The following is a 26,003-nucleotide window of genomic DNA, read 5'->3' on the forward strand; positions in this document are numbered from 1 at the left end:
AGAGGTAATGGTGAGGGCACCTTACCAAACGTAGCCCCTACCGTCAGCGGGTGATCAGTCTACGCATCGTGATGAGGCCAATGATGGGCCCAGGTAGCAACCACCCAATCACCCAAGGCCCTTGGCTTGCCCATAGCGCCGTGACCAGCGCGATGGAGGGAATCGTGAGGCCAAAGCCAATCGCATTCATCATGGCCAGCGCCGCGCCCAGCCGCTCGGGCGGCGCGCTGGCGGAGGCCAAGGCAGAGAATTGGGCCGAGTCGGCAATCACGCTCACGCCCCATAGGGCAAGCAGCGCCAGCAGTAGCCAGGGGGAGAGGCCGCCTAGCAGCGGATAAATAAGACACAGGGTGCCAGATACCGCCAACGCGATAAATGCGACCCGCGCGCTACCGATACGTCGGCTCCACCAGCCTGCCCATACGCAGCCGGGAAGCCCCAAGGCAATGACCGCAAAGCTTAGCCACGGCTGCAGGCCCGGGGCCGCGCCTAAGCGTTCCAGCTCTCTGGCGACCAAAAAAGGCACCAGCGCCCAGAGGGCGTAAAGCTCCCAGCAGTGGCCGAAGTAACCCAGCGCGGCGGCGCGGAAGTTCTTCTCTTTGAATGCGGCAAGCCCCGCCCAAGGTCGCCCGCCGTTGGCCTTGGCAGGCAGATGTGGCCCCACGCCTAGTTGGAAAATCATCAGCGCTGCCAGGAGAGCAAGGGCAGAGGCCAACAGCAGTGGCCACTGCCAAGGCAGGTGCAGGGTGAGCCCGCGCAGCAGGTGCGGCGAAGCAATGCCAAGGGTGAGCATGCCGACCAACCAGCCAAGCGCCGAGCCTGCGTGGGTGGGTGTCCAGCTCACTACCAGCTTCATGCCCAGCGGATAAATGCCCGCCAGACAAAGCCCGACTAAAAAGCGTGCCATTGCCGCCAAGGTGACGCTATCTGCGACGCTAATAAAGGCCGCGTTGATCAGCGCGCCCAGTACAGCAGACATCGCAAACAGGTGGCTGGCGCGCACGCGGTCGGCCAAGCCAGTGGTCGCAATCAGCAGGGTGCCGGTAATAAACCCCGCCTGCACGGCGATGGTGAGCAGCCCGAGGTCGCTTTCGCTAAGGCCTACGGCTTCCTGCAGCGCTAAGCCGACACCGTTAACGCTAAACCAGAGCGAGGTGCCAAACAGCTGGGCAATCACGATGACCGCTAGCGGCGTGCGGGCTAGAAAGGTATGGGAAAGCATCGGCAATCTCATCCATTGAGTTGTTGTTATGGGGCTTGGGACGTTTAACGTGCAGAGCGCTATCCCAGCTTATGTGGCACGACCTCATGCCCAAGCGCCTTGTAGCGCTGCCAGCAGGCGCGTTTAGCGACCAGCACGTGTTGGTGTTGGTTGATGATCTCGGCAATCCGAGCGAAGTGCTCGATACCTTCGGGAATATCGGGGTGCAGGTTCAGCAGCGCCGTCTCTTCAGTGGGCACCGGTAGCTGCTGCCAGCCGAGTGTGATGGGCACAGTGTCAGCCAGCTCGCTATCTTCCAGTGCATGGGGCAGATAAGCATCATCGCGGAACTGCCATAGCGCTTCGTCGGCCTGTTCGGCCAGCGCTTTGTCTTCGCAGTGGAGGTGCAGTCGATACCCTTTGCGGTGAATCGTCTCGGCGAGCTTGCAGGCGAACTGTAAGCGCGCTTCTAGGGTGGTATCGGGCAGAATATAAAAATCGATGCGTGCCATCGGTGGCTCCAGCGGGGTCAACGCGCTTGGCAGCCTGGCCGCCACGGTGAGTGGCGGCCAGGTGTTGGGTAACGCTAGAGGGTCATACCAAGCGGGTCAGCCAGCCATATTTGTCTTCGCTGCGGCCATACTGAAGGTCGAGCAGGGTTTTGCGAATGCGCTTGGCCACTTCGTTATTGCCATCACCCTGAAGACGAATACGCTCGTTTTCCGTGACCAGTTCGCCAACCGGGGTAATCACGGCAGCCGTACCGCAGGCGAACACCTCGGTAATCTCGCCGGAGGCGGCACCTTCGCGCCACTCGTCGATGCTGATCGCGCGCTCTTCGGGGGTGAGGCCCGCGTCTTTGGCCAGAGTGAGGACAGAGTTGCGGGTCACGCCTTCCAAGATGGTGTCGGTCAGGCGCGGTGTGACGATGCGGCCATCTTTATAAACGAAGAACAGGTTCATGCCGCCCAGCTCTTCGATCCACTTGTTTTCAGCAGCGTCCAGGAAGGCGACCTGGCTGCAACCGTTGGCGGCGGCTTCTTTTTGGGCGGCCAGCGAGGCGGCGTAGTTGCCACCGCACTTGGCAAAACCGGTGCCGCCAGGGGCCGCGCGCTTGTAGTGTGAGGAGAGCCAGATAGAGACCGGCTCGATACCGCCTTTGAAGTAGGCCGCCGCCGGAGAGGCAATCACGTAGTAGTCCACTTCGTGAGCCGGGCGCACGCCAAGGAAGGCTTCTGAGGCGATCATAAACGGGCGAAGGTAGAGGCTGCACTCGTCGGCGTCGCTGGCTGGGGTAGGTACCCAGGCGTGGTCTTGGGCCAGCAGTGCTTTCAGCGAGCCGATGAAGTCGTCATCGGAAAGCTCGGGCAGCGCTAGGCGGCGGGCGCTGCGGCGAAAACGCTCGGCGTTTTTCTCTGGGCGGAAGGTCCAGATAGAGCCATCGGCATGGCGGTATGCCTTGATGCCTTCGAAAATTTCCTGGCCGTAGTGCAGCACGGAGGCGGCAGGGTCGAGGGTGAGCGGGCCGTAGGGGCGTACTTGGTGGCCGTGCCAGTCGGCATCGACGGTCCAGCGCACGTGGGCCATATGGTCGGTGAAGTGTTTACCAAACCCTGGGTTTTGCAGGATGTTATCGCGGATCTCATCGGCCATCGGCTGATTGGACGGCAAAATTTCAAAACGCGATTCAAGTTGAGCATCTGAAGCTGTGGGCACGGCGTGTTCTCTCCGCTAGAGCCAAGCCCCGAAGGGCATCTATTAAGCGTATCGTATGGTTGGCGTGTGCCTGGACGCGCTGGCACACGCACATACGTTCAGGTTTAACGGTTGCGTTAACGAAAGGCAACCATTGGTGGCCGGTTTGTGAGGTTAGGTGTCGCCATTTTCGACTTGGGCGTCGGCTTCACGGTCGAGCAGGTACTGGGTCAACAGACCCACCGGGCGGCCGGTGGCGCCTTTTTGTTTGCCCGAATGCCAAGCGGTGCCGGCAATATCCAGGTGCGCCCAGGGGAAGTGGTCGGCAAAGCGTGATAGGAAGCAGGCAGCGGTAATCGTACCTGCCGGACGCCCACCGATGTTGGCCAAGTCGGCGAAGTTGGAGTCCAGCTGCTCCTGGTACTCATCCCATAGCGGCAGGTGCCACGCGCGGTCCCAGGCGGTTTCACCGGCATCCAGCAGATCAAGCGCTAGGTCATCGTCGTTGGAGAGCAGGCCGGTGGCGTGGTGACCAAGGGCAATAATGGCCGCGCCCGTCAACGTGGCGATATCGACCACGCTGGCAGGCGTGAAGCGCTCAGCGTAGGTAAGGGCGTCGCACAGCACCAAACGGCCCTCGGCATCGGTGTTGAGGACTTCCACCGTCAGGCCTTTGAGCGTTTTGATAATGTCGCCCGGCTTGGTGGCGGCACCATCAGGCATGTTCTCGGCGGCGGCAACGATAAACACGGCGTTGAGCTTGGGTTTGATGGCCAGCACGGCTTTGACGGTACCGAAGACGCTGGCCGCACCGCCCATATCGAACTTCATTTCATCCATGCCTTCGCCGGGCTTCAGCGAGATACCGCCCGTATCGAAGGTGATACCTTTGCCGACCAGGACATGGGGCGCCTCGTCGGGGTTGTCTGCACCCTGGTATTTCATCACGATGAGGCGTGTTGGCTCGACGCTGCCACGGCCCACTGACAGCAGTGAATGAGCGCCCAGGGCCTCTAGTGCCTCTTCGTCTAGAATCTCAACGTCGAGCGCGCCTTGGGAATCGCGCCCCAATGCTTCTGCCTGCTCGGCTAAGTAGCGCGGCGTGCATACGTTGCCCGGCAGGTTGCCGAGCGTGCGCGTAAAATTAATGCCCTGACCAATGGCGGTGCCGAGCGCGGCGCCTTGCTTGGCGAGCGGCGCATCGCCGGCATCGCTGACGATCAGCGTCAGTTTAGCCAAGCTAGGCGCTTTGGCCGGCGATGACTTGAAGTGATCGAATCGGTAAATCGCGCGTTCGGCGGCTTCTAGGGTCTTGCGTGCTTTCCAGACGGCGTCGCGATCGTCGAGCGGTACGTCAGTAAAGGTGGCGCTGGCTTCGTCCACGGGCAGTTTGACCAGGGCGGCCATGGCGGCATCGAGTGCCTTGATAAAGGCCGCTTCCTGGCATTTGTCGCGCTCACCCAACCCCACCAGCAGAATGCGGTCGGCTCCCAAGCCCGGTGCGAAAGGCACTAGCTGCGTGTTGCCCAACGCCGCGTCGAAGTCGCCGCGCTCCAGCAGCTGGCCGATCAAGCGCTCGCTGGCGTCGTCTAATTTGGCCACGGCGGGCAGTAAGTCGCTACCTTTATAGACAGGGAGAACGAGGCAAGCCGTTTCGGCTTTGGCGGGGTTCGCGGTCTGAACGGAAAATTCCATGACGTCTCCAACAAGACAAGCAACGAGTGATTCGGGATAATGCCCCGTTATTTAGTGTTTGCTACCAGTTTGATTAGTGTACCCAAGCCATGGACGCATTGCATGGTCACCTGCACCACTAGTCGGAGAGTGCGTTGATTCTATTTCGGTACTTAACTCGCGAAGTGTTACTGACGATGTCTGCCGTGGCAGGCATTCTGCTGCTGGTCATCATGGGCAGCCGCTTCATCCGCTACTTCTCGGATGCTGCCGAGGGGGACTTCCCGGTCACGATTTTAGGCAGCCTGATGCTGTTTCATCTGCCGGGCTTCATGGAGCTGATTCTGCCGCTGTCGTTTTTCCTCGGCATTCTGCTGGCGTATGGGCAGCTCTATATGAACAGTGAAATCACCGTGATGGTGGCTTGTGGCATGAGCCCAACGCGGCTCTTTCGCGTCACGCTGCTGCCCGCCACGGTGGTCGCGGTGCTGGTGGGGGTATGTAGTGTATGGTTGACTCCGGCCGGGGCGCTGCAAACCGAGGCGACGCTGGAGGAGCAACGCAGCCGTTTGGACGTGTCGGTGCTCGCCCCTGGCCGTTTCCAAGACTTCGGCGGTGGGCGGACGGCCTACATCACCGACTTCAGCAGTGACGGCACGGAAATGCAGGAAGTCCTGGTGCACGAGCAGCCCATGGCCGGCGCTGAGAAGACCCATAGCTACATCACACGGGCGGGTACGGGTTATCAGGAAACGAACGTCGACACCGGCAGTCGCTTTCTCGTTCTTGAAGATGGCGAGCGCTACGGTGTCACCCCCGGTCGCCAAGATGCCGAGCGCTTGACCTTCGAGCGCTACACGCTGCGGCTAGGGCTGAGCCGGGATCGTCAAGAGCTGGACTCCCTCGAATACGCCACCACCGCTGAGCTATGGCAAAACCCCGACCCGCGCGCCCAGGCGCAGTTCCAGTGGCGGGCAGGATTGCCGCTCATGGTCTTCATCTTGGCACTGTTGGCCCAGCCGCTTTCACGGGTAAACCCTCGCCAAGGACGCTTCGCCAAACTGCTACCCGCCGTGTTTCTCTACGTTGCCTATTTAAGTTTGCTGCTGGCCGCCGTCGATGCCATCGGGAGTGGTTCGCTCGCGGTGGCGTTGGGCGTGTGGCCGGTGCATGCGCTGTTCTTGGGGCTTGGCTTACTGCTGTTATGGCACTCGCAACGTAAGGGAATGCGCTAATGCTGATCGCAATGGATCAAATGGATCGCTATATCGCCCGTAACGTGCTGGCCGCCATCGTGGTGGTGCAGTTCGTGCTGCTGGGGCTGGATATCACCATTGCCTATATCGGAGATTTAGGGGATACCCAGGGCGACTACAGCGCGCTAGACGTGCTGCTCTACTTGGGGATGCGACTCCCCTGGCGCTTTTATCAGTACGCGCCGGTCGCGGTGCTGATTGGCGCGCTGATTGGTCTGGGCAGCATGGCCTCTAGCAACGAATTGACGGTGATGCGTGCTGCTGGCCGATCGCTGGCGCGCATTGTCTGGGGCGTGATGAAGCCCGTGCTGCTGGTTGTCGTTGTGGTGCTACTGGTGGCAGAGTTCGTCAGCCCACGGACCGAGCAGTACGCCGAAGCCTGGCGCTTAGAGCAGCGCCAAGGCGAGGGGGCCATGCTCACCACCCGCAGCGGTTGGCAGTTCGAAGGCGATAGCGTCTACCGCTTCGGTGCCATTCGGGCAGATAACGTAGTGCTGGATTTAACCCGCTACCGCTTCGACGAACGCCGCTTAGTCGAAGCCACCCATGCCAATCGTGCCCACTGGGAAGAGGGCGCATGGCTGCTCGAAGGGGTGACCACCACGCGCATTTTTGATAATCGCACCGAGTCGGCGTACCAGCCCAGTGCGGCTTGGGAAACGGCGCTCACACCGACCCAGCTGGAGCGTTTGCTGCGGGATATTGAAAGCCAAGCGCCTAGCGAGCTGTGGGCGTACGCCAACTTCCTCCAAAGCCAGAACCTGCAGGCAGACCAACCGCTCCTCTATTTTTGGCAGAAGGTGTTGATGCCGCTCACCATGGGGTCGCTGGTACTGATTGCCGCTTCGTTCGTGTTTGGTCCGCTGCGGTCAGTGGCGGCAGGCACGCGGGTCTTTTATGGCGTGGTCACCGGTCTGGTGTTCAAGTACGTACAGGATTTGCTCGCCCCGGCGTCCACCATCTTTGGCTTTTCCCCCGTTTGGGCGGTGCTGGTGCCGACCCTTGCCTGTGCCGCGGTAGGGATCTACTTCTTGCGGCGAAATGGCTAAGCGCCGCGAAGACGCGAACCAGGAGACAAGAACAGTGACGACACGACGCTTTACTCAATTGGATGACGTGTGGCCCGCCGGGCTGGGCCGACGGTTGGGAGCTATGCTGTACGATGGCTTTTTGGTCACGGCCATCTGGATCGCCGTGACCGTGGCGCATTTGGCCTTTTTCCGCTTCGTGCTCGGCCAGCCCGCCGAGGAGATTGGCACTACGGCTTTCGATATCTGGAGCTTGCGGCTCATGCTGCTGTTTTTCGTCACGCTGTTTTTCGTGTACTCCTGGCGCCGGGGTGGCATGACGCTGGGTATGCAGGCGTGGCGGCTGCGGGTGCAAACCCTGGATGGCCACGCGATCACGCTGAAGCAGAGCCTGATTCGCTGCGCAACCGCGTGGCTCTCGCTGGCGGCGTTCGGTATTGGCTACTGGTGGGTACTGTTTGATGGGCAGCGCAGAAGCTGGCCCGACATCGCCTCCAAGACAGAGACCGTGGTGCTGCCGAAAAAATAATGGGAGAGCGGTGCCCACGGAAATAGCCCGCCGACCAACGGGTTATGCCATGTCTCAATGGCCTTAAGGCGAATCGATACTAAAGAACAACGTTTTCTACTTGAAAAGATGTATGCGAATCATTTACATTCACCTCATGATTTTTATGAGGTGTCGCCATGTACGTGTGTGTGTGCAAGGGAGTAACCGATCATCAGATTCGCCAGCAGGTTAGCGACGGAGCGCGCAGCTGGCGGGAAGTCCGCGAAGCCACTGGCTGCGGCACCCAGTGTGGCAAATGCGCCTGCTTCGCCAAATCCCTCACCCGCGAGGCCGTTCAGGCCGTACGCGCCGAGTCTGATATGAGTCTCGCTTACGCCGTATGACGCGAATCACTCTTGTTAGGCTTATCGTTAGCAAATAATTGATTTACTTGAATTTTTATCGCCATGGCTGATACTCTCAACACCGTTGGGAGTTAGCCTTTTATGGCCTATACTCCTTGATTAACGTAAGAGTACGGTGCAAAACAGTACTTTATAGGGCAATACGCTAAAAAAGGTGACGGCATGAAAGGCGATCCGAAAGTAATTCAGCATCTCAATATCGCGCTTGGCAACGAACTCGTGGCGATCAACCAGTACTTTTTACATGCCAAGATGTATAAAGACTGGGGCCTCAAAGTGCTAGCCAAGTGGGAGTACGATGAGTCCATCGAAGAGATGCAGCACGCTGACAAGCTCATCGAACGCATTCTGTTCTTGGAGGGCATCCCGAACCTTCAAGATCTCGGTAAGCTGCACATCGGTGAAAACGTCAAAGAGATGCTCGAGTGCGATCTCAAGATCGAGCATGACGGCCGTAACGACTACATCGAAGCCATCACTTATTGTGAAAGCGTCAAAGATTACGTGACGCGTGATCTGCTTCGCGATCTGCTGGCCGACGAAGAGGGCCACATCGATCATATCGAAACGCAGCTCAAACTGATCGATCAGGTGGGTATCCAGAACTACCTGCAAAAGCACATGGCACTGGCCACTGACGAAGAGTAAGTCAGCGATCCAGCCACGCGTCAACGCGCGAATAGAAACGGGCAGCCTCCAGAGGCTGCCCGTTTTGCGTTTCAGTGCAAAGTGTTGACCTGATATTTACCGATTGCTAGTAGCCAGCGTAGCGTCTTGATCCAGCGCACCAGGCACCGGCTCATCCACGCTAAAGGTGGCGCGGCTGAGGCGGCGCACGCGCTTCATGAAGAGCGCAATACAGACTAGCGTGCCAAGTGCCGCGACGATGTAGCTGGTTTGCAGCGGCAGGTTAAAGCCAATCGGCGCGTAAGCGAGGTAGGTGAAGGTCGCCATGGTCATAAATACCGCCGGAATCGAGGTGATCAGGTAGGGCTTGCGCGATAGCACCAGATACATCGTGCCGGTCCAGAGCGCAATCACGGCGGTGGTTTGGTTGGCCCAGGAGAAGTAGCGCCATAGCAGCGTGAAGTCCATATGGGTGAGCGCGTAAGACATCACGAACAGCGGCAGCGCAATCAAGATACGCTTGACGATGGGCTTTTGCTCTACTTTCAAATAGTCGGCAATGATCATCCGTGCGCTGCGGAAAGCGGTATCACCCGAGGTGATGGGCAGCACAATGACGCCCAGCACGGCTAGCGTGCCGCCAACCGCGCCCAGCATCGTGGTGGACACTTCACTCACGACAGCGGCCGGGCCGCCCGCTGCCAATACATCGGAAAGCGACTGTTCACCCTGGAACAGGCTCATGGCCGCCGCTGCCCAAATCATGGCGATCACACCCTCGGCGATCATCATGCCGTAGAAAATCTTGCGGCCGTTGGTTTCGTTTTCCGTCGTGCGCGAGATGATCGGCGTTTGGGTGGCGTGGAAGCCAGAAAGCGCACCGCAGGAGATGGTCAGGAACAGCAGCGGGAAGATCGGCGCGTTATCCGGGTGCATGTTCTGGAACGACAGCTCTGGGATAGGTGCGCCCGTCACGACCAAGCCAATGCCGATGCCAGCGGCGCTAAACAGTAGCAGCGCGCCGAAGTAGGGGTAAATACGTCCAATGACTTTATCGATCGGCAGCAGCGTGGCAATCAGGTAATAGGCAAAAATGGCCAGGATGATCAACGTGAGCGACAGCGACGTCATGTTGGCCAACAGGGCCGCCGGAGAAGTCACGAATACGGTACCGACCAACAGCAGCAGCAAGATCGCGAAGCCATTCACTACGTGCTTCATCGTTTTGCCCAGAAATTTACCCGCTAACTGGGGCAGGTGGGCGCCGTGGTTACGGATGGAGATCATGCCGGTCAGGTAGTCGTGAACCGCACCTGCGAAAATACAACCAATCACGATCCATACAAACGCCACCGGGCCATAGAGAGCGCCCAGGATAGGGCCAAAAATCGGCCCTACACCGGCAATATTGAGCAGCTGAATAAGCGAGTTGCGCGTGGTATTCATCGGCACGTAGTCGATGTCGTCGCGCATGCTGAACGCCGGTGTTTGTCGCTTGCGGTCCGCGACAAACACGCGCTCGACAAACTTGCCATAGGTAAAGTAACCCACGACTAATAGTACTATCGAGAGAATGAACGTAATCATAGAAAGCACTCAACTGGTCAGGGAGGGTGTTAAGCGGACAGCCATACAGCAAGCCGCGCTTATTTAGCCGGGGTGAATGTACAGAGACGTGCCGATAAGTGCTTTACGACTTTAGTGGCCCGCGACGTTAGTCGCTGATCCGTCAGCAAAAAAATGGGCAGCCATGAGGCTGCCCGGTTTGAAACGGTGGCAAAAACAGCATCAATAGAGCATTAAGACGAGACAACGCCGCAGGCCATGCGAGCACCGCCACCGCCGAGGTGGGGCTCATCCGCGTAAGTATCGCCCCCGGCGTGAATCATGAGGCTGCGGCCCGGCATGTCTTCCATGCTAAGGCGCGGAGCCAGTACCGGTAGGTTGGCTTCGCCATCGTCATTGACAGTGAGCACGGGCAGGTCACCCAAGTGGCCGTCACCGTAGGGGCCTTGGTGGGTGCCCGCCTCTTCTGGGTCGTAGTGGCCACCGGCCGACAGCGCAGCGGTCATCTCTCCGCTGTCGTTGTCGGCAGGTTCGCAGCTAGCATTTTGGTGGACGTGAAAGCCGTAAACACCCGGCTCTAAACCGGTGAGTGAGGGAGTGAGCAGCACGCCGTGCTCGGTATGCTCAACGGCCACCGTGCCAATGGACTCCTCCACACCGTCGGCGCTGACCTTATGCATCTCGACATCCAGCGACTCGTTAGCGTGAACCGCCGTGGCCAACAGCATGCTCGCGGCAATACCGGTAAGGGGTAGTGAATAGCGCATCTTGGTTGCTCCTTTCCTTATCCATGGAAGCCCTAAAAAGGGGCGCTATTACAGCGTAGCTGCCCGCTGCTCAACCCGCCAACGTGAGCGTCTGGTCGCACACTTTCTCGATCAATGCCGGGTCGTGGCTGACCAGCATCACCGCGCAGGCCTGCTCCCGGGCCAGCTCCACCAGCAGGCCGAGCGTCTGCTGCTGGGTGACAGGGTCGAGCCGTGAGGTAGGCTCATCAGCAAATAGAAAGCGCGGCTTGAGCAGCAGCACGCGCAGAATGGCAAAGCGCTGCAGCTCACCACCGGAGATTTCCCCCGGTCGACGGCTCAACAGCTGCTCGTTTAGGCCCAAACGCTGAATCAAAGGGGCAATCGCGCGCTGCTCGAAGCGGTGGCGGCGCTGCAAATCCTCCAGCAGTTGGGTCAGGCTCCAGTGGGGTGAAAAAGCGGCGGGCGGGTCTTGGTAGAGCTTTTGGCGGCCAAGCCTCGGCATCTCGCGGGAGATATCAACGCGGCCAGCATTGGGGCGTGTCACGCCGAGTAGAATATCGCCCAGCGTGCTCTTGCCACAGCCGGAGGGGCCGACAACACCGACGATTTCCCCGGGGCGCACGCTGACGGAAAGGTCGCGAAACAGCTCGCGCCCGCCACGCGCCATGCGCAGCGCATCCGCACTGATGACGGGGGCCTGGGCGCTGCCCATGAAAGAGGGCGGGTCTGGCCAGCGGCTGGGCTCCGCCCCTAATAAGCGCTGGGCATACGCCGTTTGTGGATGGTTGAGCAGCACGTCTGCCGGGCCACGTTCAACGACCTGGCCCTGACGCAGGATGATGACGTCGCCCCCTAACCGCCTGGCGACCTCGATATCGTGGGTAATCGTCAGCAGTGCGCCGCCTCGGTTGGGCGTGTGGGCAAGCAGTTCGACCACTTCATCCCGGCGCGGGGCATCCAGCCCCTTGGTAGGCTCATCGGCAATCACGATGGGCGCGCCCGCCGCGCTGGCGGCGGCAAACGCCACCCGCTGGGCCATGCCGCCGGAAAGCTCCCCCGGCAGCTTGTTCAGCGCCTGGGCTAAGCCCAAGCGGCTCAACTCTGCGCTGGCGGCCTCGTTGGCGGCTGGCGTTGTTTTTCCCGCCACAAAACGATGCGTTTCCGCGACTTGCGCATGCGCGCGCATGGTGGGGTCGAGCGCATGCCAGGGCTCTTGAGGCAGCAGCGCCAGGGTTCGCCCCCATAGGGCGTGGCGGGTAGCGGGTTCTGCTGCCGCAAAGCGCTTTCCGGCGATTTCCAGCGCGCCTTGGGCGCTCAGTCCAGCAGGCAGGGTGCCCATAATGGCTTGGGCGATCAGGCTCTTACCGGAGCCGGTTTCGCCTAGTAGCGTGAGGCGCTGACCGGCTTCCAAGGTAAAGCTGATCGGGGCAATGGTGACGCCGTCCCCGCTGATCGCTAATTCGTTCACTTGTAGCAGCGTGGTGGTTAAGGTCATCGATGTCATCGCGGGTCCTTCCCAGCCAGGAGGTTTAAGCTCAGTACCACCACGAACAGAACGATGATCGGCTGTGCCATGGCCCAGGGGGCTTCGTGGTAGTAGGGCAGCAGTTCGATCATCATCAGGCCAAGCTCGGCGGTGGGTGGGCGCAATCCGACACTCACAAAGCCAAGCGCCGCCATAGCGAGAATGGCGCTGGCGGCGCCAAAGGCTGCTAAGGTGAATACCTGGGGGGCTAGCTCTGGCCACAAGTGGCGGCGGAACAGCATCACCGATCCAAAGCCGAGAAGACGGCTCGCTTCGATTTGCGGCGAGCTCACCAGCGCCTGGGTACGGGCACGCACCACGCGGAAGTACTCGATCCACAGCACCAGTGAAATACCCACATAAAGCGCCCAGAAATTGCCGGGCGCAATGGCCACCAGCAGAAGCACCAGCAGTAGGCCGGGCAGGGCTAGGCAAGCATCCGCGATGCTACCCAGCACGCGGTCACACCAGCCGCCTCGCCAACCGGCCATGACGCCCAGCAAAACGCCAGGAATGGCAGCGGTGGCGACGCTCAGTAATGCCATGCCCAGCGATAGCTGAATGGCTGACGCCAAGCGTGCCAGCATGCTGCGGCCCAAATGGTCGGTGCCGAAAGGCTCGGTCAGCGAAGGTGCCTGCAAAATACGTGTTAACTGCTGACGGGCAGGGTCGGCATCGCTTAACCAGGGCACCAGCCAGGCAAAGGCCAGTAGCAGCAGGAGTAAGCCCGCGCCCCACCACTGACGAACCGTGAGTGAAGTGAAGTAACGGCGCAAGGGTGATGACGCTGTACGCGACGCCGTGGAAGATGATGAGGAATCAGGCATCATGCGCGGCGTCTCCGTGGGTCGAGTAGGTAACAGGTAATATCCACCGCTGTATTGAGCAGCACGAACAGCAGCCCCATCACCAGCGCGGTGCCCTGAATCATCGGCACATCCCGAGCCACGATGGCGTGAACCAGGGCGTGGCCGATGCCCGGCCAGGCAAACAGGGTTTCCACTACCACCACGCCTTCAATCAGGTAAACGAACTGCACGCCCAGGTACGCCACCACGGGCACCGAGGCGTTGCGCAGGCCGTGGCGCCAAAAGCTTTGCCGTGCGCTGAGGCCTTTGGTGTGAGAAAAGGCGTAGTAAGCGGAATGCGAAACGTCCGCCATGGCGTTACGCGCCACGCGGCTGGAAACGGCAGCCAAACCCAGCGCTAACGTTAGCGCAGGCAGCACGGTGTGTGCGGCACCGTCATGGCCTGCGGCGGGTAGCCAGCCCAGCGTGACCGCAAACAGCATGATCAGTAACAGCCCCACGGCAAAAGCGGGCAGGGCGCGCAAAACGCTGGCGGCCACTTCACTCACGCGATCCAATACGCCACCGGGTTTGCGCCCTGCGGCCAGGCCCAGCGGTGGGCCAATCAGCAGCGAGAGCAGCACCGCGATCACGGCCAGGCTGAGCGAGTGGCCTAGCTGGTGGTAAAGCTCCTGTATCACCGGGCGGCCGCTCACCAGCGAGCGGCCTAAATCCAGCTGCAGCAAGTCCCACAGCCAGCCTGCATACGCGCTCAGCCCCGGCTGGTCGAGCGCCAGCTCCGCCCGCACGGCTTCCGCCGCCGCTCCGTCGACCATATCGTGACCATAGCGCCCGGCCGCAATGCGGTAGGCCATATCCCCCGGTAGGGTGCGGGTGAGAACGAAGGTCAGCGTGCCAACTAGCCACGCCACTAACCCCGCCTGAAAAAGCCGCGACAGCAGCAGGTGGCTAAGCCCTTGGTTTGCGCGTGAGATCACTCTGCCCACTCCAGTTGGTCAATGCGGTAGCTGCGCTCTAGCGGGTCGATAGAGAAGCCCTCCAACTGCTGGTTCACCGCCGCCGTCTGCTGATACCAGGCGATGGGAATGAGCGGCATTTCTTGATGCAGGCGTTCGGCCACGAGCGGCGCTAGATCCATAAGCGTCTGCTCATCGGTGGCTTGGCGAAGGGTGTCGAGCCACTGAGCAACGTCTTCATCGCGCCAGTTCATGGTGCCCCAGTCGCCGCCCATGGCGTCTGGGTCGCTGCCAATATCGTCTAGCAGCGAGCCCAGCGGGTTCGGTACCAAGCCATAGTTGCGGCCCGATAGACCCACTTCCAGGCTGTCGTCGTGGTGGCCAGAGGGAATCTCGCTGGCGTTGGTCACAGCGACTTCCAGCGCCACGCCAATCTCCTGCCACTGGCTTTGCAGGGCGGTGGCCACCAGCGGAAGCTCAGGACGGTCGGCGTAGGTGCGCAGGGTCAGCGCGAAAGGCTCGCCATCGCGCTCCAGCATACCGTTGCTGCCCGTCTGCCAGCCGAGTTCTGCTAGCAGCACCTTGGCGCCCTCTACATCTTGGGCAGTGCTGGCCTCTAGGCCCAGGTGCCACGGCCCTAGGCTGGCTGGAAAGAGTTCAGCCGCGGCAGCCTCTGGCGTGCGCAGCAGGCCGGCGGCAATGCCTTGCCGGTCAATCGCCATGCTCAGCGCTTGGCGGGCGCGGGCATCGTCCAGTAACGCGTGTCCGGCGTTGAGCTTCAGCATGATCGTGCGCGGCAGCGGTTCGCTATGCAGCGTTAAGCGGGCATTGCGGGAGAGCCGCGCTTGGCTGGCGGGGTCGATGGTAAACACGATATCCGCATCGCCGCTCTCCGCCATTAACGCGCGGGTTTCGCCACGGCTCACGGCGAGATAGCTGGCGCTGGCAATGGCGGGCGCGCCGCCCCAGTAGTTATCAAACCGCGTCACGGTCAGGCGTTGGGGCGGGCTTAGCTCCTCGACTTGGTAAGGGCCGCTGCCGATCATAGCGACGACATCGCCCTGCGCATCGAACGCAGCTTCCGCGAGAATCAGCGCCGTCGAGTGGGCCAGCAGCGCAGGCAGCGGCGAGAAGGGGCTATCAAGCGCGATCACCACGTCACGTCCATCCGCGCTCATTTGGCGAATGGGGGCGCTGTCGAGAATGCCGGGCTTGGCCAGCGCGGCTTCCAGGCTCGTCAGCACCGCGTCAGCCGTAACCGCGCTGCCGTCATGGAACGTCGCGCCTTCACGAAGGGTAAAGCGCCACGTCAAACCGTTATCCGATACCTGCCACTCAGTGGCAAGCCCCGGGGCAAGCTGGCCGTCGGCATCGGTGTCCACCAAGGTTTCCGCTACGCGCATACGGCCAAATACGTAGCCGGAGGTGGCTGGGTTGGCGCTCTTGATTTCCCAAGGGGCGACGATATCCAGCCGTTGGTCAGCCGCCCAAAGCGAAGAGGCGGTCGGCAAAGCAAGCAGTAGGGTAACCCCCGCAGCGAAGGCGCGCTTCATAAGGAACTCCTGATGGGTTTAAAAAGTTATTTTATAACGTAACGATTAGCTTGGGTAGGTTTGTGAATGTCATTCTCATTTACCCAGTGGATGACATTAGCGCGCCAAGTCGCGACAATAGCCCGCGATTCCACATCTCTGTTTTATGCCCCTTTTTCACGTTTCTGTTTCATGCCCAAATGCTCTGCCTATGTATCAAGGAGTTCCATGCAGCCACTCAACATCCTTTATCAGGATGAGCATCTTGTAGCGGTGCATAAGCCGTCAGGCCTGTTAGTGCACCGCTCAGCGCTGGCGCGTGGGGAAACCGAGTTCCTGCTTCAGCGCCTGCGCGACCAGCTCGGCAAGCGGGTCTACCCGGTGCACCGGCTGGACCGGCCCACCTCCGGCGTGATGGTGTTTGGCCTCTCCTCCGAGGCGGCCGCCCTGCTGAGCGAAGGGTTTAGCGAACGCCAGGTAGAGAAGCGCTACCTAGCGGTGGTGCGCGGCAAAGCACCGGAGCAGGAGCGGTTGGATTACCCGTTACGGGAGGAGGACGGCACGCGGCCCAAGGCGGAAATGCCCGCCATGCCCGCGATGACCGATATTCGCCGCTTGGATAGCGTCGAGCTGCCGGTACAGGTAGACCGCTACCCCGTCGCGCGCTACTCGCTGGTGGAAGCACGGCCGCTGACTGGGCGACGGCACCAAATTCGCCGCCACTTATCCCGCCGTGGCTACCCGATCATTGGCGACGCCAAGCACGGCAAAAGTGTCCACAACCGCTTTTTTGCCGAGCAGCTGGCCGCCCCGCGGCTGCTGCTCGCCGCGACCTATTTAGCGTTTGATCACCCGCTGCTGGATAAGCGCATTCAGCTCAGCTGCGCCGTGGATGAGACGATGAAAAATCTGTTCGAGCAGTTTGGCTGGCAGGGGCATTTACCTCTAGATAGCGTGCGAACGCCGCCCATTGCCACGCCTTCTGCCCTGCAAGCACTGTGAGCCTGCCCATGTCATTGAATGAATCCACGACGTCTTCTAGCGATTATGACTTCCGCTTTGGCGGTATTCGACGCCTCTACGGCCAGCGTGCGGCGCAGGCATTTCGCCGTGCCCATGTGGTGGTGGTTGGGGTTGGCGGCGTGGGCAGTTGGACGGTCGAGGCGCTCGCCCGCTCGGGCATCGGCAAGCTTACGCTGATCGATTTGGACGACGTGTGTGTCTCTAACGTCAACCGCCAGCTCCACGCGCTGGATGGCACGATTGGCCAGCCTAAAGTAGACGTGCTGGCCGAGCGCTGCCGCCTGATTGCCCCCGAGCTCGAGGTCATCGCGGATACCGCCTTCGTCACGCCCACCAATCTGGCCGAGCGCATTCCTGAGGATGCCGACCATGTGGTGGATGCCATTGATAGCGTGATTGCCAAAGCGGCGCTGATCGCTTGGTGCAAGCGACGCAAAATCCCGATTACCGTGACCGGCGCAGCGGGCGGACAAACCGACCCCACGCGTATTCAAGTGGCGGATTTGACCCGCACCGAGCACGACCCGCTGCTCTCCAAAGTGCGCTCGCGGCTGCGCCGGGATTACGGCTTCTCCCGCAACCCCAAGCGGCGCTTTTCGGTGGAGTGTGTCTACTCCGACGAGCAGTTGATCTATCCCGGCGCCGACGGCGAAGTGTGCCTGCAAAAGCCTGGCAGCAACGAGGTTACACGGCTGGACTGCGCCTCCGGCTTTGGCGCGGCGACCTTTCTCACCGGCACCTTTGGCTTCGTGGCCGCCTCCAGAGTACTGGAGCGCCTCGCCAAAAAAGCGAATCAGCCCGCCGCCACTCAAGCCATTCAAGAGGAAAACGAATGACCACTCCCGTTCCCGGTATTTACCGCCACTACAAAGGCAGCCTGTACGAAGTGGTGGGCACCGCCCAGCACAGCGAAAGCGAAGAGCCGCTAGTGGTCTACCGCGCGCTCTACGGTGACTACGGCCTCTGGGTGCGCCCGCTAGCGATGTTTACGGAGAGCGTGACGAAAGAGGGGGACACCCAGCCGCGCTTTGCGTTGGAGAAGGCGTTTTAGCCCGTATCGATTGCGCCACTAGTGCTCTTATGGATTGCCGCCCCCTGTTGTCAGGGAGGCGGCATTTTTATGGTGGTGATTGCTTATATTTCATAATAATCTATCTTTATAACAATAATTGGCGCGTAGGCGTCAAGCATACATACTCACGTATCTAGGAGATAAGCATGAAGACCTTCGCCCTATCTCAAAGCACCGGTGCGGGGTCACCCGACGTGGCGGGCTTTTTTGATCCGCGCACTTTCAGCGTTCAATACATCGTCAGCGACCCCGCTACCCAGCAGTGCGCGATTATTGACCCGGTGCTGGATTTCGACGAGAAATCCGGCGCAACGGCGACTTTCTGCGCTGATGCGTTGCTGAAATATATCAAGGAAGAGGGACTGACAGTGGCGTGGATTCTGGATACGCACCCCCACGCGGATCACTTTTCAGCAGCCCAGTACCTAAAAGAAAAAACCGGCGCGCCGACGGCGATTGGCCAGTACGTCACCCAAGTGCAGGCCCTGTGGAAGGAGATTTATCACTGGCCCGAGATGCCGACCGATGGCCGCCAGTGGGACACGCTGTTTGTGGAGGGCGATACGTTTGCCATTGGAGAACTCAGCGCCTGCGTGCTGCACTCGCCTGGTCATACGCTGGCCTCCATCACCTACGTCATCGGTGATGCTGCCTTTGTGCATGACACCCTGTTTCAGCCTGATTTTGGGACGGCGCGCGCCGATTTTCCCGGTGGGGATGCCAAGTCTCTATGGGACTCCATTCAGCAGATTCTCACGCTGCCGGACGATACGCGGCTGTTCACCGGCCACGACTATATGCCCGATGGCCGTGAGCCAACGTGGCAGAGCAGCGTCGATGAGCAGCGAGCCAACAACCCGCACTTGGTTGGCAAAAGCGAGGAGGCGTACATCGCCCTGCGCCACCAGCGGGATAGCGAGCTACCCATGCCCAAGCTGATTTTGCACGCGCTGCAGGTGAATACTCGCGGTGGCCGTTTACCGGAACCAGAAGCCAACGGCAAGCGCTATCTGAAAATACCCCTGGATGCCCTGGAAGGTGCGGCCTGGGATTGAGGTTATCCAAACCAAGAGGAGGTGTGGTCATGCAAACGAAGCCATTGGAGCCAAGCGTTGAGATCACCTCAGCGCTGACAGTGGATGAGTTGGAAGAGGTAAAAGCCCGTGGTTTTCACGCGGTGGTGTGTAACCGCATGGAGGGTGAGAGCGAGGACTTTCCCGACGAGGCGCGCTACCGCGAAAAGGCCGAGCAGCTTGGGCTTGCCTGGGTGCATATCCCCGTGAAGCCAGGCGAGTACAGCGAAGCTGACATTCGCGCCTTTGCTGAAGCGCTCCAGCAGCTGCCGCGCCCGCTATTGGCATTTTGCCGCTCAGGTAAGCGGGCCACGCACCTGTGGGCCTACGCCAAGCGTCAGCACGAGCAGTGCGATTTGGCGGAGCTGTTTGCGGCGGCCCATGCGGCAGGGGTTGACTTGGAAGATCAGCGCCATGGCCTTGAACGAAGCGCCCAATAAAAAGCGAAGACGCGTGAAACCCTAGTACGAAGGCCCCGTATCAGCAGATACCTATTATGAGACTGCATCATGATCATTGAGCGATGGGTGCCGCTAATCGGCTGGCTGCGAACGTATCATCGGGGCTTGCTCACGCGGGATGTGCTTGCCGCAGTCATCGTCACGCTGATGCTGGTGCCGCAAGCGCTGGCCTACGCCATGCTGGCAGGGTTGCCGCCGGAAATGGGGCTCTATGCCAGCATGCTGCCGCTGGTGCTGTACGCCATCTTTGGCACCAGCGCGAGTTTGGCCGTAGGGCCGGTGGCGGTGGCAGCACTGATGACGGCCTCGGCGCTGAGCAGTTTTGCCGCGCCGGGCAGCCCGGAATATATCGGTGCGGCGCTGGTGCTGGCCGCGCTCTCTGGACTGATCCTTATCGCCATGGGCGTGCTTCGGCTGGGCTTTTTAGTCAACTTTCTCAGCCATCCGGTGATCTCCGGGTTTGTGACTGCCTCGGGGATTTTGATCGCGATCAGCCAGTTGAAGCACCTTTTTGGGGTCGAAGCATCCGGCCATAACGTGGTGGAACTGCTGCAAGCGCTATTGGGCCAGTGGCAGCAGGTGAATGTCATAACGCTGCTCATTGGCCTTGGCGTTTGGGCGTATCTATGGGTGTGTCGCAAGCACCTGAATGGCTGGCTGACCAAGCTGGGAATACCTGCCAGTTGGGCAGGGTTAATGGTGAAAGCCGCGCCTATTTCGGCCGTGGTAGTGACCACGCTGTTGGCATGGGGTTTCCAACTAGAGCAGCGCGGGGTCGATTTGGTGGGCTTTGTGCCTAGTGGCCTGCCTGCCATGACGCTGCCGAGTCTGGATCAATCGCTGTGGCTCGGTCTGCTCCCGGCGGCGCTGCTGATCAGTTTGGTAGGGTTTGTAGAGTCGGTGTCCGTGGCGCAGACCCTGGCCGCCAAGCGCCGTCAGCGTATTGACCCTAACCAAGAGCTGATTGCGCTCGGCATGGCGAATCTTGGCGCTGGCGTTAGCGGCGGCTCGCCGGTGTCGGGCGGTTTTTCGCGCTCGGTGGTCAATTTTGAAGCCGGGGCAGCAACGCCGCTGGCGGGGGCGTTTACCGCGCTTGGGATTGTGTTGACCACGCTGCTACTCACTGACTTACTGGCCTTTTTACCCACCGTCACGCTGGCCGCCACGATTATCGTGGCAGTGGGGACATTGATTGATTTGCCTGCGGTAAAGCGGACCTGGCAATACTCCCGCAGCGACGGGGTGGCGATGGTCGCTACTTTGCTGCTGACCCTTCTGCACAGCGTGGAAGTGGGCATTATCAGCGGGGTGGTGCTCTCGCTGGGGCTACACCTTTACCGCACCAGCCAGCCCCATAGTGCGGTGGTAGGGCGGGTACCGGGCACCGAGCATTTCCGTAACGTGAAGCGCCATCAGGTCGAAACCGACGATCATGTCGCCATGCTGCGCATCGATGAAAGCCTCTATTTTGCCAACGCCCGCTATCTTGAAGATACCGTCATGGCGCTGGCCGCCCGCTCGCCGTCGATCAAGCACATTGTGCTCACCTGTCAGGCAGTGAATGTCATCGATGCTTCGGCCCTGGAGAGCCTGGAGGCGATCAACGGTCGGCTGAAAGACGCCGGTGCCATGCTCCACTTGGCCGAAGTGAAAGGCCCGGTGATGGATCGCCTAACGCACACGGCGTTCTACCACGAGCTCACCGGCCAAGTGTTCTTTACCACCTATGACGCTTGGCAAGCGTTGGCGCATCCGAGGTTGGATAGTGCGGTATCGGTTTGACAAAATGTGCCGCACACCACCCGGGAAGCGAGTGGTGTGCCATTCATGCAGGTTAAGGCAGTGCGGCGGAACTGAGCTTTAAGTGCAGCAGCTCGGCGGCGCTTTTGCCGGCCACTGCGCCCAGCACCACCGCACTCAGCAGCCCGTTGCCGGAAAGATAGCCACTGTCGTTGGAGCCCGACACCCCACGCGCCGCGCCACCTGCGGCAAACAGGTTCGGCAGCGCCTGCCCCTGTGTATTGAGCACGCGGGCCTTGCGATTCACTTCTAAACCGCCCTGGGTATGGAATAGTGCCCCGGTGACGCGAATGGCGTAGTAGGGGGCTTTAAGCAGGTTGGCGGGATCAAAGCGGCGGCCAAACGCATCGGCCGTTTGCTGCTCAGCGTGCTGCTGCATTTGGGCAAAGGTGGCTTGCAGTGCGCCAAGGGGAAGTTTCAAGCCAGTGGCCATCTCTTCCAGGGTTGAGAAGCTGCGTACTGCGCCGCTCTCCTGGGCGTTGCGGTAATCTTCGAACGCCTGGGCAGACTCATGAATGCGGGCATCATAAAGATTCCAGGCCACTTGCTCTGGCTGCGCCAGCACCTTGGCGGCCTGTTCGGAGTAGCCGCCGTGCTCATTGGAGAAGCGCTCGCCCTTGATGTTGACCTGAATGCCCCCTTGCATCATCAGTGCCCAGCTAATCAGCGTTTGATGAGGGGTGGCGAGCGAGCCGTGGCCTTGGCAGGCACCTAAGTCTTTGGTGCTCGCGCCCATTTCCTGACCCCACAGTAAGGCGTCATCCTGGTTGCCCTCGTGGCCGTAATACAGCGCGTGTCTCAGCGTGGGCAGATAACGTGCCACCAGCTCTGGGTTACCGCCATAGCCGTTGCAGGCCAGAACCAGCGCATCGCAGCCAATGCTTTCGCGGCTGCCGTCTGGGCGCTCCAGGGTGACGCCGCGCACGCGTTGGGTGCTGTCCACGTGTAGATCCACTACCCGGGCCTGGGTCAGAATGTCGATCCCTGCCGCTTCGGCGGCGTTAAGTAGCGCGCCCATCAACTCTTCCCCGGTGCGCCGGGGCGTGGCGTGCATGCGCAGGTGGCGGTGGCCGGGGTAGAGAAAGCCTTCCACCAGCTCAAAGGGCACGCCATGCTGATCCGCTAGCCATTCGATGGTTGGGCCGGATTGGCTGGCCAGCAGTTCGACGATGCTCGGGTCGGCCTCAAAGCCATTCTTCTTTTGAATATCCTCTGCCATGGCCTCGGCAGAGTCCGTGACGCCCAACTCATGCTGAAAGCGCGTATTGGCGGCAGGAATAAACCCCGACGACATCGCCGTGCTGCCACGGGGCAGGGCGTCGCGCTCTAAAACAGCCAGCTCAACGCCCGCTTCCTGGGCGGCCAGGGCCGCTACCAGGCCGCAGGCCCCCGCGCCGATAATCAGCAGCGGAAGGTGGGCATCAAAGCCTTCCTGTGTGTAGGGAATGATCGCCATTACGCCTGCTCCGCAGCTGGGTGGAAGGCATCTAGAATTTCACCCGCCGGGGCCTGCCAGATGTCCGGGTGCCCGCTGATATGCGCCAGCACGTCTTCCAGGCAAGCAATCCGGTGAGGCTGGCCGACCAACCAGGGGTGCAGGTTCAAGGCAAACAGTCGCCCGCCCTGCTCGCGGGACTCTTCCAGCAGAAAATCAAACGCGTCTTTTACCTGAGTTACCCAGGAATCTTCCGAGTGCAGGTTCTGGCTCATTACGAACTGATCTTCAATCTCGGTGGCCAACGGCATCATGGTCAATCTGCCGGTGTTGGTGTCACAAGCATACGGCATGTCGTCGTTCACCCAGTCGGCGCAGTACGCAATGCCGTTGTCTGCCAGCAGGTCCAGTGTGTTGAAACTCTGGTGCTTGGCGGGGCTTAGCCAGCCGCGAATAGGTTGGCCGGTCACTCGACGCAGGGTGTCCACGGAGCGTTTGACCAGCTCGGCTTCCTCTTCAATCGGTTGGCCGCCGTAGTGCAGGTGATCCATGTTCCAGCCGTGGGCGATAAATTCACCGCCGTGCTCTTTCAAGCGCTGCACCAAATAGGGCGTCTGCTCAGCTAGTTGCGCGTTAATCGCAAAGGTAGGCGTGATGTTGTGCGCGGCCAGCGCTTTCAGCACGCGATAGATACCCACCCGGTTGCCGTAATCCCGCAGCGAAAAGTGGCGCAGGTCCGGATAGGGCATGGTCATGCCGTTGGGTACTTTGAACGGCTCGCCGCGCTGGTTGAGCGGATAGAACTGCAGCGAAATATTGATCCACACCGCCAGGGTTTTACCCTCGGGCCAGGTGACCGGTGTACGTTCACTTAGCATCGACCATGCATAGCAGTCGTGGTCGTAGCCGTGGCGGCGCAAGGGGTAATCGAGGTAGTCGTCGTTGAGCGCCATGTCTTTGGATGCCATAGGATTAGCCCTCCCTGCGTGCGGTGGCGGCCTGGGCCTGGATGCTGTCGAGGGCGGCATCGTAATGGTGTTCGAGATAGTAATCGGCGATTTCTCTGCGCGTGGCGACCCATACATCCGGGTGCCCGGTGATGTACTCCAGTGCCTCTTCAAACGCCTTGATGCGATGGGGGCAGCTCACCTGATAGTTGTGAGTGGGAATGCACATCACCGTGCCGGACTCCGCGCCCTCTAAATACAGGCGATCAAAGTGGCGCTTGAGCATGGTGGCGTACTGACGCGGCTCCACTTTGTTCACCGCGTAGACGATGGTGTCGTTCATCTCCAGCGAGTAGGGCATGGAGATAAAGCGCTTGCCGGAGCGAACGCTCACCGGCGTTGGCTGATCGTCATGGAACAGGTCACAGGTATAAATCCCGCCTTTATCGCCGAATAGCTCTTCGCCCACTTCGGCAAATAGATCCAGAGTGCGCTCAGAGTGAGAGAGCGCAGGGGCCAGATAGCCCGCGCAGGCCTGGCCGGTATGGCGGTGAATGGTTTCCATACTGTCGCGAATCATTGCCCGCTCTTGGGCTTCGCTGAGCCCATAGGTGTAGCGGGTGTTGTAGATGCCGTGGCTAAAGAACTCCCAGTCGCGCTCTTTGCACATCTGGATAATCTCGGGATGGTGCTCGCAGAGCGCTACGGAAAGCGATACAGAGCCACGAACCCCGTATTTATCCAACAGGGCCATTTGGCGCTGGTGGCCCACCCGGTTGCCGTAATCGCGAATGCTGTAGCCGGGTACCGATGGGTGAGGGTGCGGCCACGGCTTTCGGCTCGGGTTCTGCGGCGGATCGAGTTCGTAATACTCGATATTAGGGGCGACCCAGAAGGCTACCTTTGCTCCGCCGGGCCAAGTAATTTTAGGGCGCTGGTCGTAGGCCCAGTAATCGTAAACGCCAAGTGACTCTTTCATCGCTAGCTCCTCGCCTTATGCATCGCCCTCAAGCCACGCCAGCACGTCAGCAACGGGCATGACGTCGGCGTATTTGAGGTGCAGGTCGGTCAGGTTGGCGTAGTGGTAGCTTTCGTGCTTATCGGCGACGCACTCCATCGGCACGATGGTGCGGTAGCCACGGGACAGGCTCTCCACGGCAGTGGCGCGAATGCAGCCTGAGGTAGAGCCACCGGTGATGATTACTGTGTCGACCTGGTGCCATACCAGCAGGGACTGCAGCGGCGTTTCAAAAAAGGCCGAAGGCATGCGCTTGGTGTAGATCACGTCGCGGCTGCGGTCGATTTCGCAGCGCTCGTCGAATTCGGCGCGCTCGGAGCCGTACTTGATGTTTTGCAGTGAATCGGGAGTGTCGGTGCGGGTGCCCCACACGCCCGCATCTTCGGCGGAGTCCAGAAAGGCGACATGAGTCCAGACCACCGGCCAGCCCTTCTCCCGGAAGCCGCGCGCCAACTGGTTCGTATACTCCAGCTGTTTGGGGTCGGTTTCGTAGGCGGTCTTGAAGAGATCGGTACGGGTGTAGGCCTTCTGGGGGTCTACATTGACCAGCACAGCTTTTTTGCCAAAGCCAAAGGGCACCCGCTGAGGGTTGGCCATCACGTCGTGAAAGATCTCTTTTGCCGTTTTATCGGTGGTCTGCATGGTTGTCTCCTGACTCATCATTGTTAGTGGCTAAGCGGTGAGCGCCTGGATGGTGCCTTGGTAGTGTTTGATTAGCGATTGTCGTACTGCTCGCCAAGCTCCAGCATCGCTTGGGTGCCTAGGTAGTCGTTGAGCTGTTTAAAGTCGAGCATCTGGTCACGGAAGGCGTCGGTGGTGCCGTCCTGTTTCAGCGTGGCAAAGAAGCGACTGGCCATGTGGGTAATCGCTCGCACCAACGCGCCAGGGAAAATCACCAGCGAGAAACCCAGCGCTTCCAGCGCCTGGGCGTTCTGCAGCGGTGTGTCTCCACCCTCGACCATATTGGCCATGATCGGCACTTTGCCTTTGAACTGGGCCATGATCTTGCTGATATCGTCGTCGGTGCGGATACCTTCGATAAACAGCATGTCCACGCCCGCTTCATAGTAAGCCTGGGCGCGCTCGATGGCGCTGTCGGTGCCTTCCACGCCTAACGCATCGGTGCGGCCAATAATAAGCGTGCTATCATTTTCTCGCGCATCCAGTGCTGCATGCAATTTACCGACCATTTCGCTCTTGGAAACCAGCGTTTTGCCACGCAGATGGCCGCAGCGTTTAGGGTAAGTCTGGTCTTCCAACTGAATGGCGTTGGCGCCTGCGCGCTCTAGCAGACGCACGCTGCGCATCACGTTCATGGCGTTGCCAAAGCCGGTGTCGCAATCCACCACTACGGAAAGATTGGTGCGTTCGCGGATATGCGACATGGCGGTGCAAATTTCGGTAATGCTCAAAAGGCCAATATCGGGCCGCCCCAGTTGGGTGTACGCCAAGCTGGCACCCGAAAGGTAGACGGTATCAAACCCAGCCTGTTCGGCCAGTGACGCGCCGAGTGCGTCAAACACGCCGGGAGCGACCACAATGGGGGGAGCCTGCAACAGCTGTTTAAGTTGAGCGGGCTGGTGTGAAGCCTGTGGAGAAGCAGCCTGTGGTGACGTAAGGTGTTGGCGTGTCATAGCGGTC

Annotated in this window: 26 protein-coding genes; 11 read left to right on the forward strand and 15 right to left on the reverse strand. The window is 60.3% G+C overall.

Going from position 1 to position 26,003, the window contains the following annotated elements; translation table 11 throughout:
• Nucleotides 1-43 precede the first annotated feature (43 nt).
• The 4 genes from CTT34_RS03045 to CTT34_RS03060 all read right to left on the reverse strand — a co-directional run bounded on the left by CTT34_RS03045 (nucleotide 44) and on the right by CTT34_RS03060 (nucleotide 4,591).
• Nucleotides 44-1,222, reverse strand: a complete 1,179-nt coding sequence (locus CTT34_RS03045; protein ID WP_159341095.1) for an MFS transporter — start codon at nucleotides 1,220-1,222, stop codon at nucleotides 44-46.
• Nucleotides 1,223-1,281: 59 nt separating this feature from the next.
• Nucleotides 1,282-1,713 carry a DNA polymerase III subunit chi gene (locus tag CTT34_RS03050; RefSeq protein WP_159341096.1) on the reverse strand — a complete coding sequence of 144 codons (432 nt, stop codon included), beginning with the start codon at nucleotides 1,711-1,713 and terminating at the stop codon, nucleotides 1,282-1,284.
• An 82-nt stretch (nucleotides 1,714-1,795) separates the two neighbouring features.
• Complete coding sequence (locus CTT34_RS03055; RefSeq protein ID WP_159341098.1) at nucleotides 1,796-2,917, reverse strand: branched-chain amino acid aminotransferase; 1,122 nt, start codon at nucleotides 2,915-2,917, stop codon at nucleotides 1,796-1,798.
• A 153-nt stretch (nucleotides 2,918-3,070) separates the two neighbouring features.
• Nucleotides 3,071-4,591, reverse strand: coding sequence for a leucyl aminopeptidase (locus CTT34_RS03060; protein ID WP_159341100.1), 1,521 nt, complete (start codon nucleotides 4,589-4,591; stop codon nucleotides 3,071-3,073).
• A 134-nt stretch (nucleotides 4,592-4,725) separates the two neighbouring features.
• Here CTT34_RS03060 and lptF point away from each other — a divergent pair, with 134 nt between their 5' ends.
• The 5 genes from lptF to bfr all read left to right on the forward strand — a co-directional run bounded on the left by lptF (nucleotide 4,726) and on the right by bfr (nucleotide 8,417).
• Nucleotides 4,726-5,805, forward strand: coding sequence for an LPS export ABC transporter permease LptF (lptF, locus tag CTT34_RS03065; RefSeq protein ID WP_159341102.1), 1,080 nt, complete (start codon nucleotides 4,726-4,728; stop codon nucleotides 5,803-5,805).
• Complete coding sequence (lptG, locus tag CTT34_RS03070; protein WP_371825121.1) at nucleotides 5,805-6,875, forward strand: LPS export ABC transporter permease LptG; 1,071 nt, start codon at nucleotides 5,805-5,807, stop codon at nucleotides 6,873-6,875. Before lptF ends, lptG begins: the two co-directional genes overlap by 1 nt.
• A 34-nt stretch (nucleotides 6,876-6,909) precedes the next feature.
• A complete protein-coding gene (locus tag CTT34_RS03075) occupies nucleotides 6,910-7,383 on the forward strand; it encodes an RDD family protein (protein ID WP_254436445.1) in 474 nt (157 codons plus the stop codon).
• A gap of 158 nt (nucleotides 7,384-7,541) precedes the next feature.
• Nucleotides 7,542-7,748 carry a (2Fe-2S)-binding protein gene (locus CTT34_RS03080; protein WP_159341106.1) on the forward strand — a complete coding sequence of 69 codons (207 nt, stop codon included), beginning with the start codon at nucleotides 7,542-7,544 and terminating at the stop codon, nucleotides 7,746-7,748.
• A 183-nt stretch (nucleotides 7,749-7,931) separates the two neighbouring features.
• Nucleotides 7,932-8,417, forward strand: a complete 486-nt coding sequence (gene bfr, locus CTT34_RS03085) for a bacterioferritin (RefSeq protein ID WP_159341108.1) — start codon at nucleotides 7,932-7,934, stop codon at nucleotides 8,415-8,417.
• 96 nt (nucleotides 8,418-8,513) lie between these two features.
• Here bfr and CTT34_RS03090 read toward each other — a convergent pair whose 3' ends face one another.
• The 6 genes from CTT34_RS03090 to CTT34_RS03115 form a co-directional block, all read right to left on the reverse strand.
• The gene (locus CTT34_RS03090) at nucleotides 8,514-9,983 is read right to left on the reverse strand and encodes a carbon starvation CstA family protein (RefSeq protein WP_159341110.1); all 1,470 of its coding nucleotides are present in this window, start codon (nucleotides 9,981-9,983) and stop codon (nucleotides 8,514-8,516) included.
• Between the two features lie 212 nt (nucleotides 9,984-10,195).
• Nucleotides 10,196-10,729: a superoxide dismutase family protein gene (gene sodC, locus CTT34_RS03095; RefSeq protein WP_159341112.1), complete on the reverse strand. Its 534-nt coding sequence runs from the start codon at nucleotides 10,727-10,729 to the stop codon at nucleotides 10,196-10,198.
• Nucleotides 10,730-10,799: 70 nt separating this feature from the next.
• Entirely contained in the window at nucleotides 10,800-12,215 is a 1,416-nt protein-coding gene (locus CTT34_RS03100) for an ABC transporter ATP-binding protein (RefSeq protein WP_159341114.1), read from the reverse strand.
• Nucleotides 12,212-13,066: an ABC transporter permease gene (locus tag CTT34_RS03105; protein WP_159341116.1), complete on the reverse strand. Its 855-nt coding sequence runs from the start codon at nucleotides 13,064-13,066 to the stop codon at nucleotides 12,212-12,214. The genes CTT34_RS03100 and CTT34_RS03105 overlap by 4 nt, the downstream gene beginning before the upstream one ends.
• Nucleotides 13,063-14,022 (reverse strand): ABC transporter permease, encoded by a 960-nt coding sequence (locus tag CTT34_RS03110; protein ID WP_368027059.1) that lies wholly within the window; start codon nucleotides 14,020-14,022, stop codon nucleotides 13,063-13,065. Before CTT34_RS03110 ends, CTT34_RS03105 begins: the two co-directional genes overlap by 4 nt.
• Nucleotides 14,019-15,554: an ABC transporter substrate-binding protein gene (locus CTT34_RS03115; RefSeq protein ID WP_159341118.1), complete on the reverse strand. Its 1,536-nt coding sequence runs from the start codon at nucleotides 15,552-15,554 to the stop codon at nucleotides 14,019-14,021. Before CTT34_RS03115 ends, CTT34_RS03110 begins: the two co-directional genes overlap by 4 nt.
• 207 nt (nucleotides 15,555-15,761) lie before the next feature.
• On the opposite strand from CTT34_RS03115, the gene CTT34_RS03120 reads away from it, so the two are divergent.
• The 6 genes from CTT34_RS03120 to CTT34_RS03145 all read left to right on the forward strand — a co-directional run bounded on the left by CTT34_RS03120 (nucleotide 15,762) and on the right by CTT34_RS03145 (nucleotide 20,944).
• Nucleotides 15,762-16,535, forward strand: coding sequence for a pseudouridine synthase (locus CTT34_RS03120; RefSeq protein WP_159341120.1), 774 nt, complete (start codon nucleotides 15,762-15,764; stop codon nucleotides 16,533-16,535).
• Nucleotides 16,536-16,543: 8 nt separating this feature from the next.
• Nucleotides 16,544-17,392 (forward strand): tRNA cyclic N6-threonylcarbamoyladenosine(37) synthase TcdA, encoded by an 849-nt coding sequence (gene tcdA / locus CTT34_RS03125; protein ID WP_159341122.1) that lies wholly within the window; start codon nucleotides 16,544-16,546, stop codon nucleotides 17,390-17,392.
• Nucleotides 17,389-17,607, forward strand: coding sequence for a DUF1653 domain-containing protein (locus CTT34_RS03130; protein WP_159341124.1), 219 nt, complete (start codon nucleotides 17,389-17,391; stop codon nucleotides 17,605-17,607). Before tcdA ends, CTT34_RS03130 begins: the two co-directional genes overlap by 4 nt.
• A gap of 167 nt (nucleotides 17,608-17,774) precedes the next feature.
• Nucleotides 17,775-18,683, forward strand: a complete 909-nt coding sequence (locus CTT34_RS03135) for an MBL fold metallo-hydrolase (protein WP_159341126.1) — start codon at nucleotides 17,775-17,777, stop codon at nucleotides 18,681-18,683.
• 29 nt (nucleotides 18,684-18,712) lie between these two features.
• Entirely contained in the window at nucleotides 18,713-19,141 is a 429-nt protein-coding gene (locus CTT34_RS03140) for a protein tyrosine phosphatase family protein (RefSeq protein ID WP_159341128.1), read from the forward strand.
• A gap of 69 nt (nucleotides 19,142-19,210) precedes the next feature.
• Nucleotides 19,211-20,944 carry a SulP family inorganic anion transporter gene (locus CTT34_RS03145; RefSeq protein ID WP_159341130.1) on the forward strand — a complete coding sequence of 578 codons (1,734 nt, stop codon included), beginning with the start codon at nucleotides 19,211-19,213 and terminating at the stop codon, nucleotides 20,942-20,944.
• A 52-nt stretch (nucleotides 20,945-20,996) separates the two neighbouring features.
• On the opposite strand, the gene CTT34_RS03150 is transcribed toward CTT34_RS03145, so the two are convergent.
• From CTT34_RS03150 to CTT34_RS03170, 5 genes are all read right to left on the reverse strand, one after another.
• Nucleotides 20,997-22,418: an FAD-dependent oxidoreductase gene (locus tag CTT34_RS03150; RefSeq protein WP_159341135.1), complete on the reverse strand. Its 1,422-nt coding sequence runs from the start codon at nucleotides 22,416-22,418 to the stop codon at nucleotides 20,997-20,999.
• Nucleotides 22,418-23,365, reverse strand: a complete 948-nt coding sequence (locus CTT34_RS03155) for a polysaccharide deacetylase family protein (RefSeq protein WP_254436446.1) — start codon at nucleotides 23,363-23,365, stop codon at nucleotides 22,418-22,420. The genes CTT34_RS03150 and CTT34_RS03155 overlap by 1 nt, the downstream gene beginning before the upstream one ends.
• A gap of 4 nt (nucleotides 23,366-23,369) precedes the next feature.
• Nucleotides 23,370-24,323: a polysaccharide deacetylase family protein gene (locus CTT34_RS03160; RefSeq protein ID WP_159341136.1), complete on the reverse strand. Its 954-nt coding sequence runs from the start codon at nucleotides 24,321-24,323 to the stop codon at nucleotides 23,370-23,372.
• A gap of 15 nt (nucleotides 24,324-24,338) precedes the next feature.
• On the reverse strand, nucleotides 24,339-25,004 hold the full coding sequence (locus CTT34_RS03165) for an isochorismatase family protein (RefSeq protein WP_159341137.1): 666 nt from the start codon (nucleotides 25,002-25,004) through the stop codon (nucleotides 24,339-24,341).
• 71 nt (nucleotides 25,005-25,075) lie between these two features.
• Nucleotides 25,076-25,996 (reverse strand): isocitrate lyase/PEP mutase family protein, encoded by a 921-nt coding sequence (locus tag CTT34_RS03170; protein ID WP_159341138.1) that lies wholly within the window; start codon nucleotides 25,994-25,996, stop codon nucleotides 25,076-25,078.
• Between the last annotated feature and the right edge of the window lie 7 nt (nucleotides 25,997-26,003).

Origin of the sequence: Halomonas meridiana (genome assembly GCF_009846525.1) — a bacterium.
Lineage (GTDB): Bacteria > Pseudomonadota > Gammaproteobacteria > Pseudomonadales > Halomonadaceae > Vreelandella.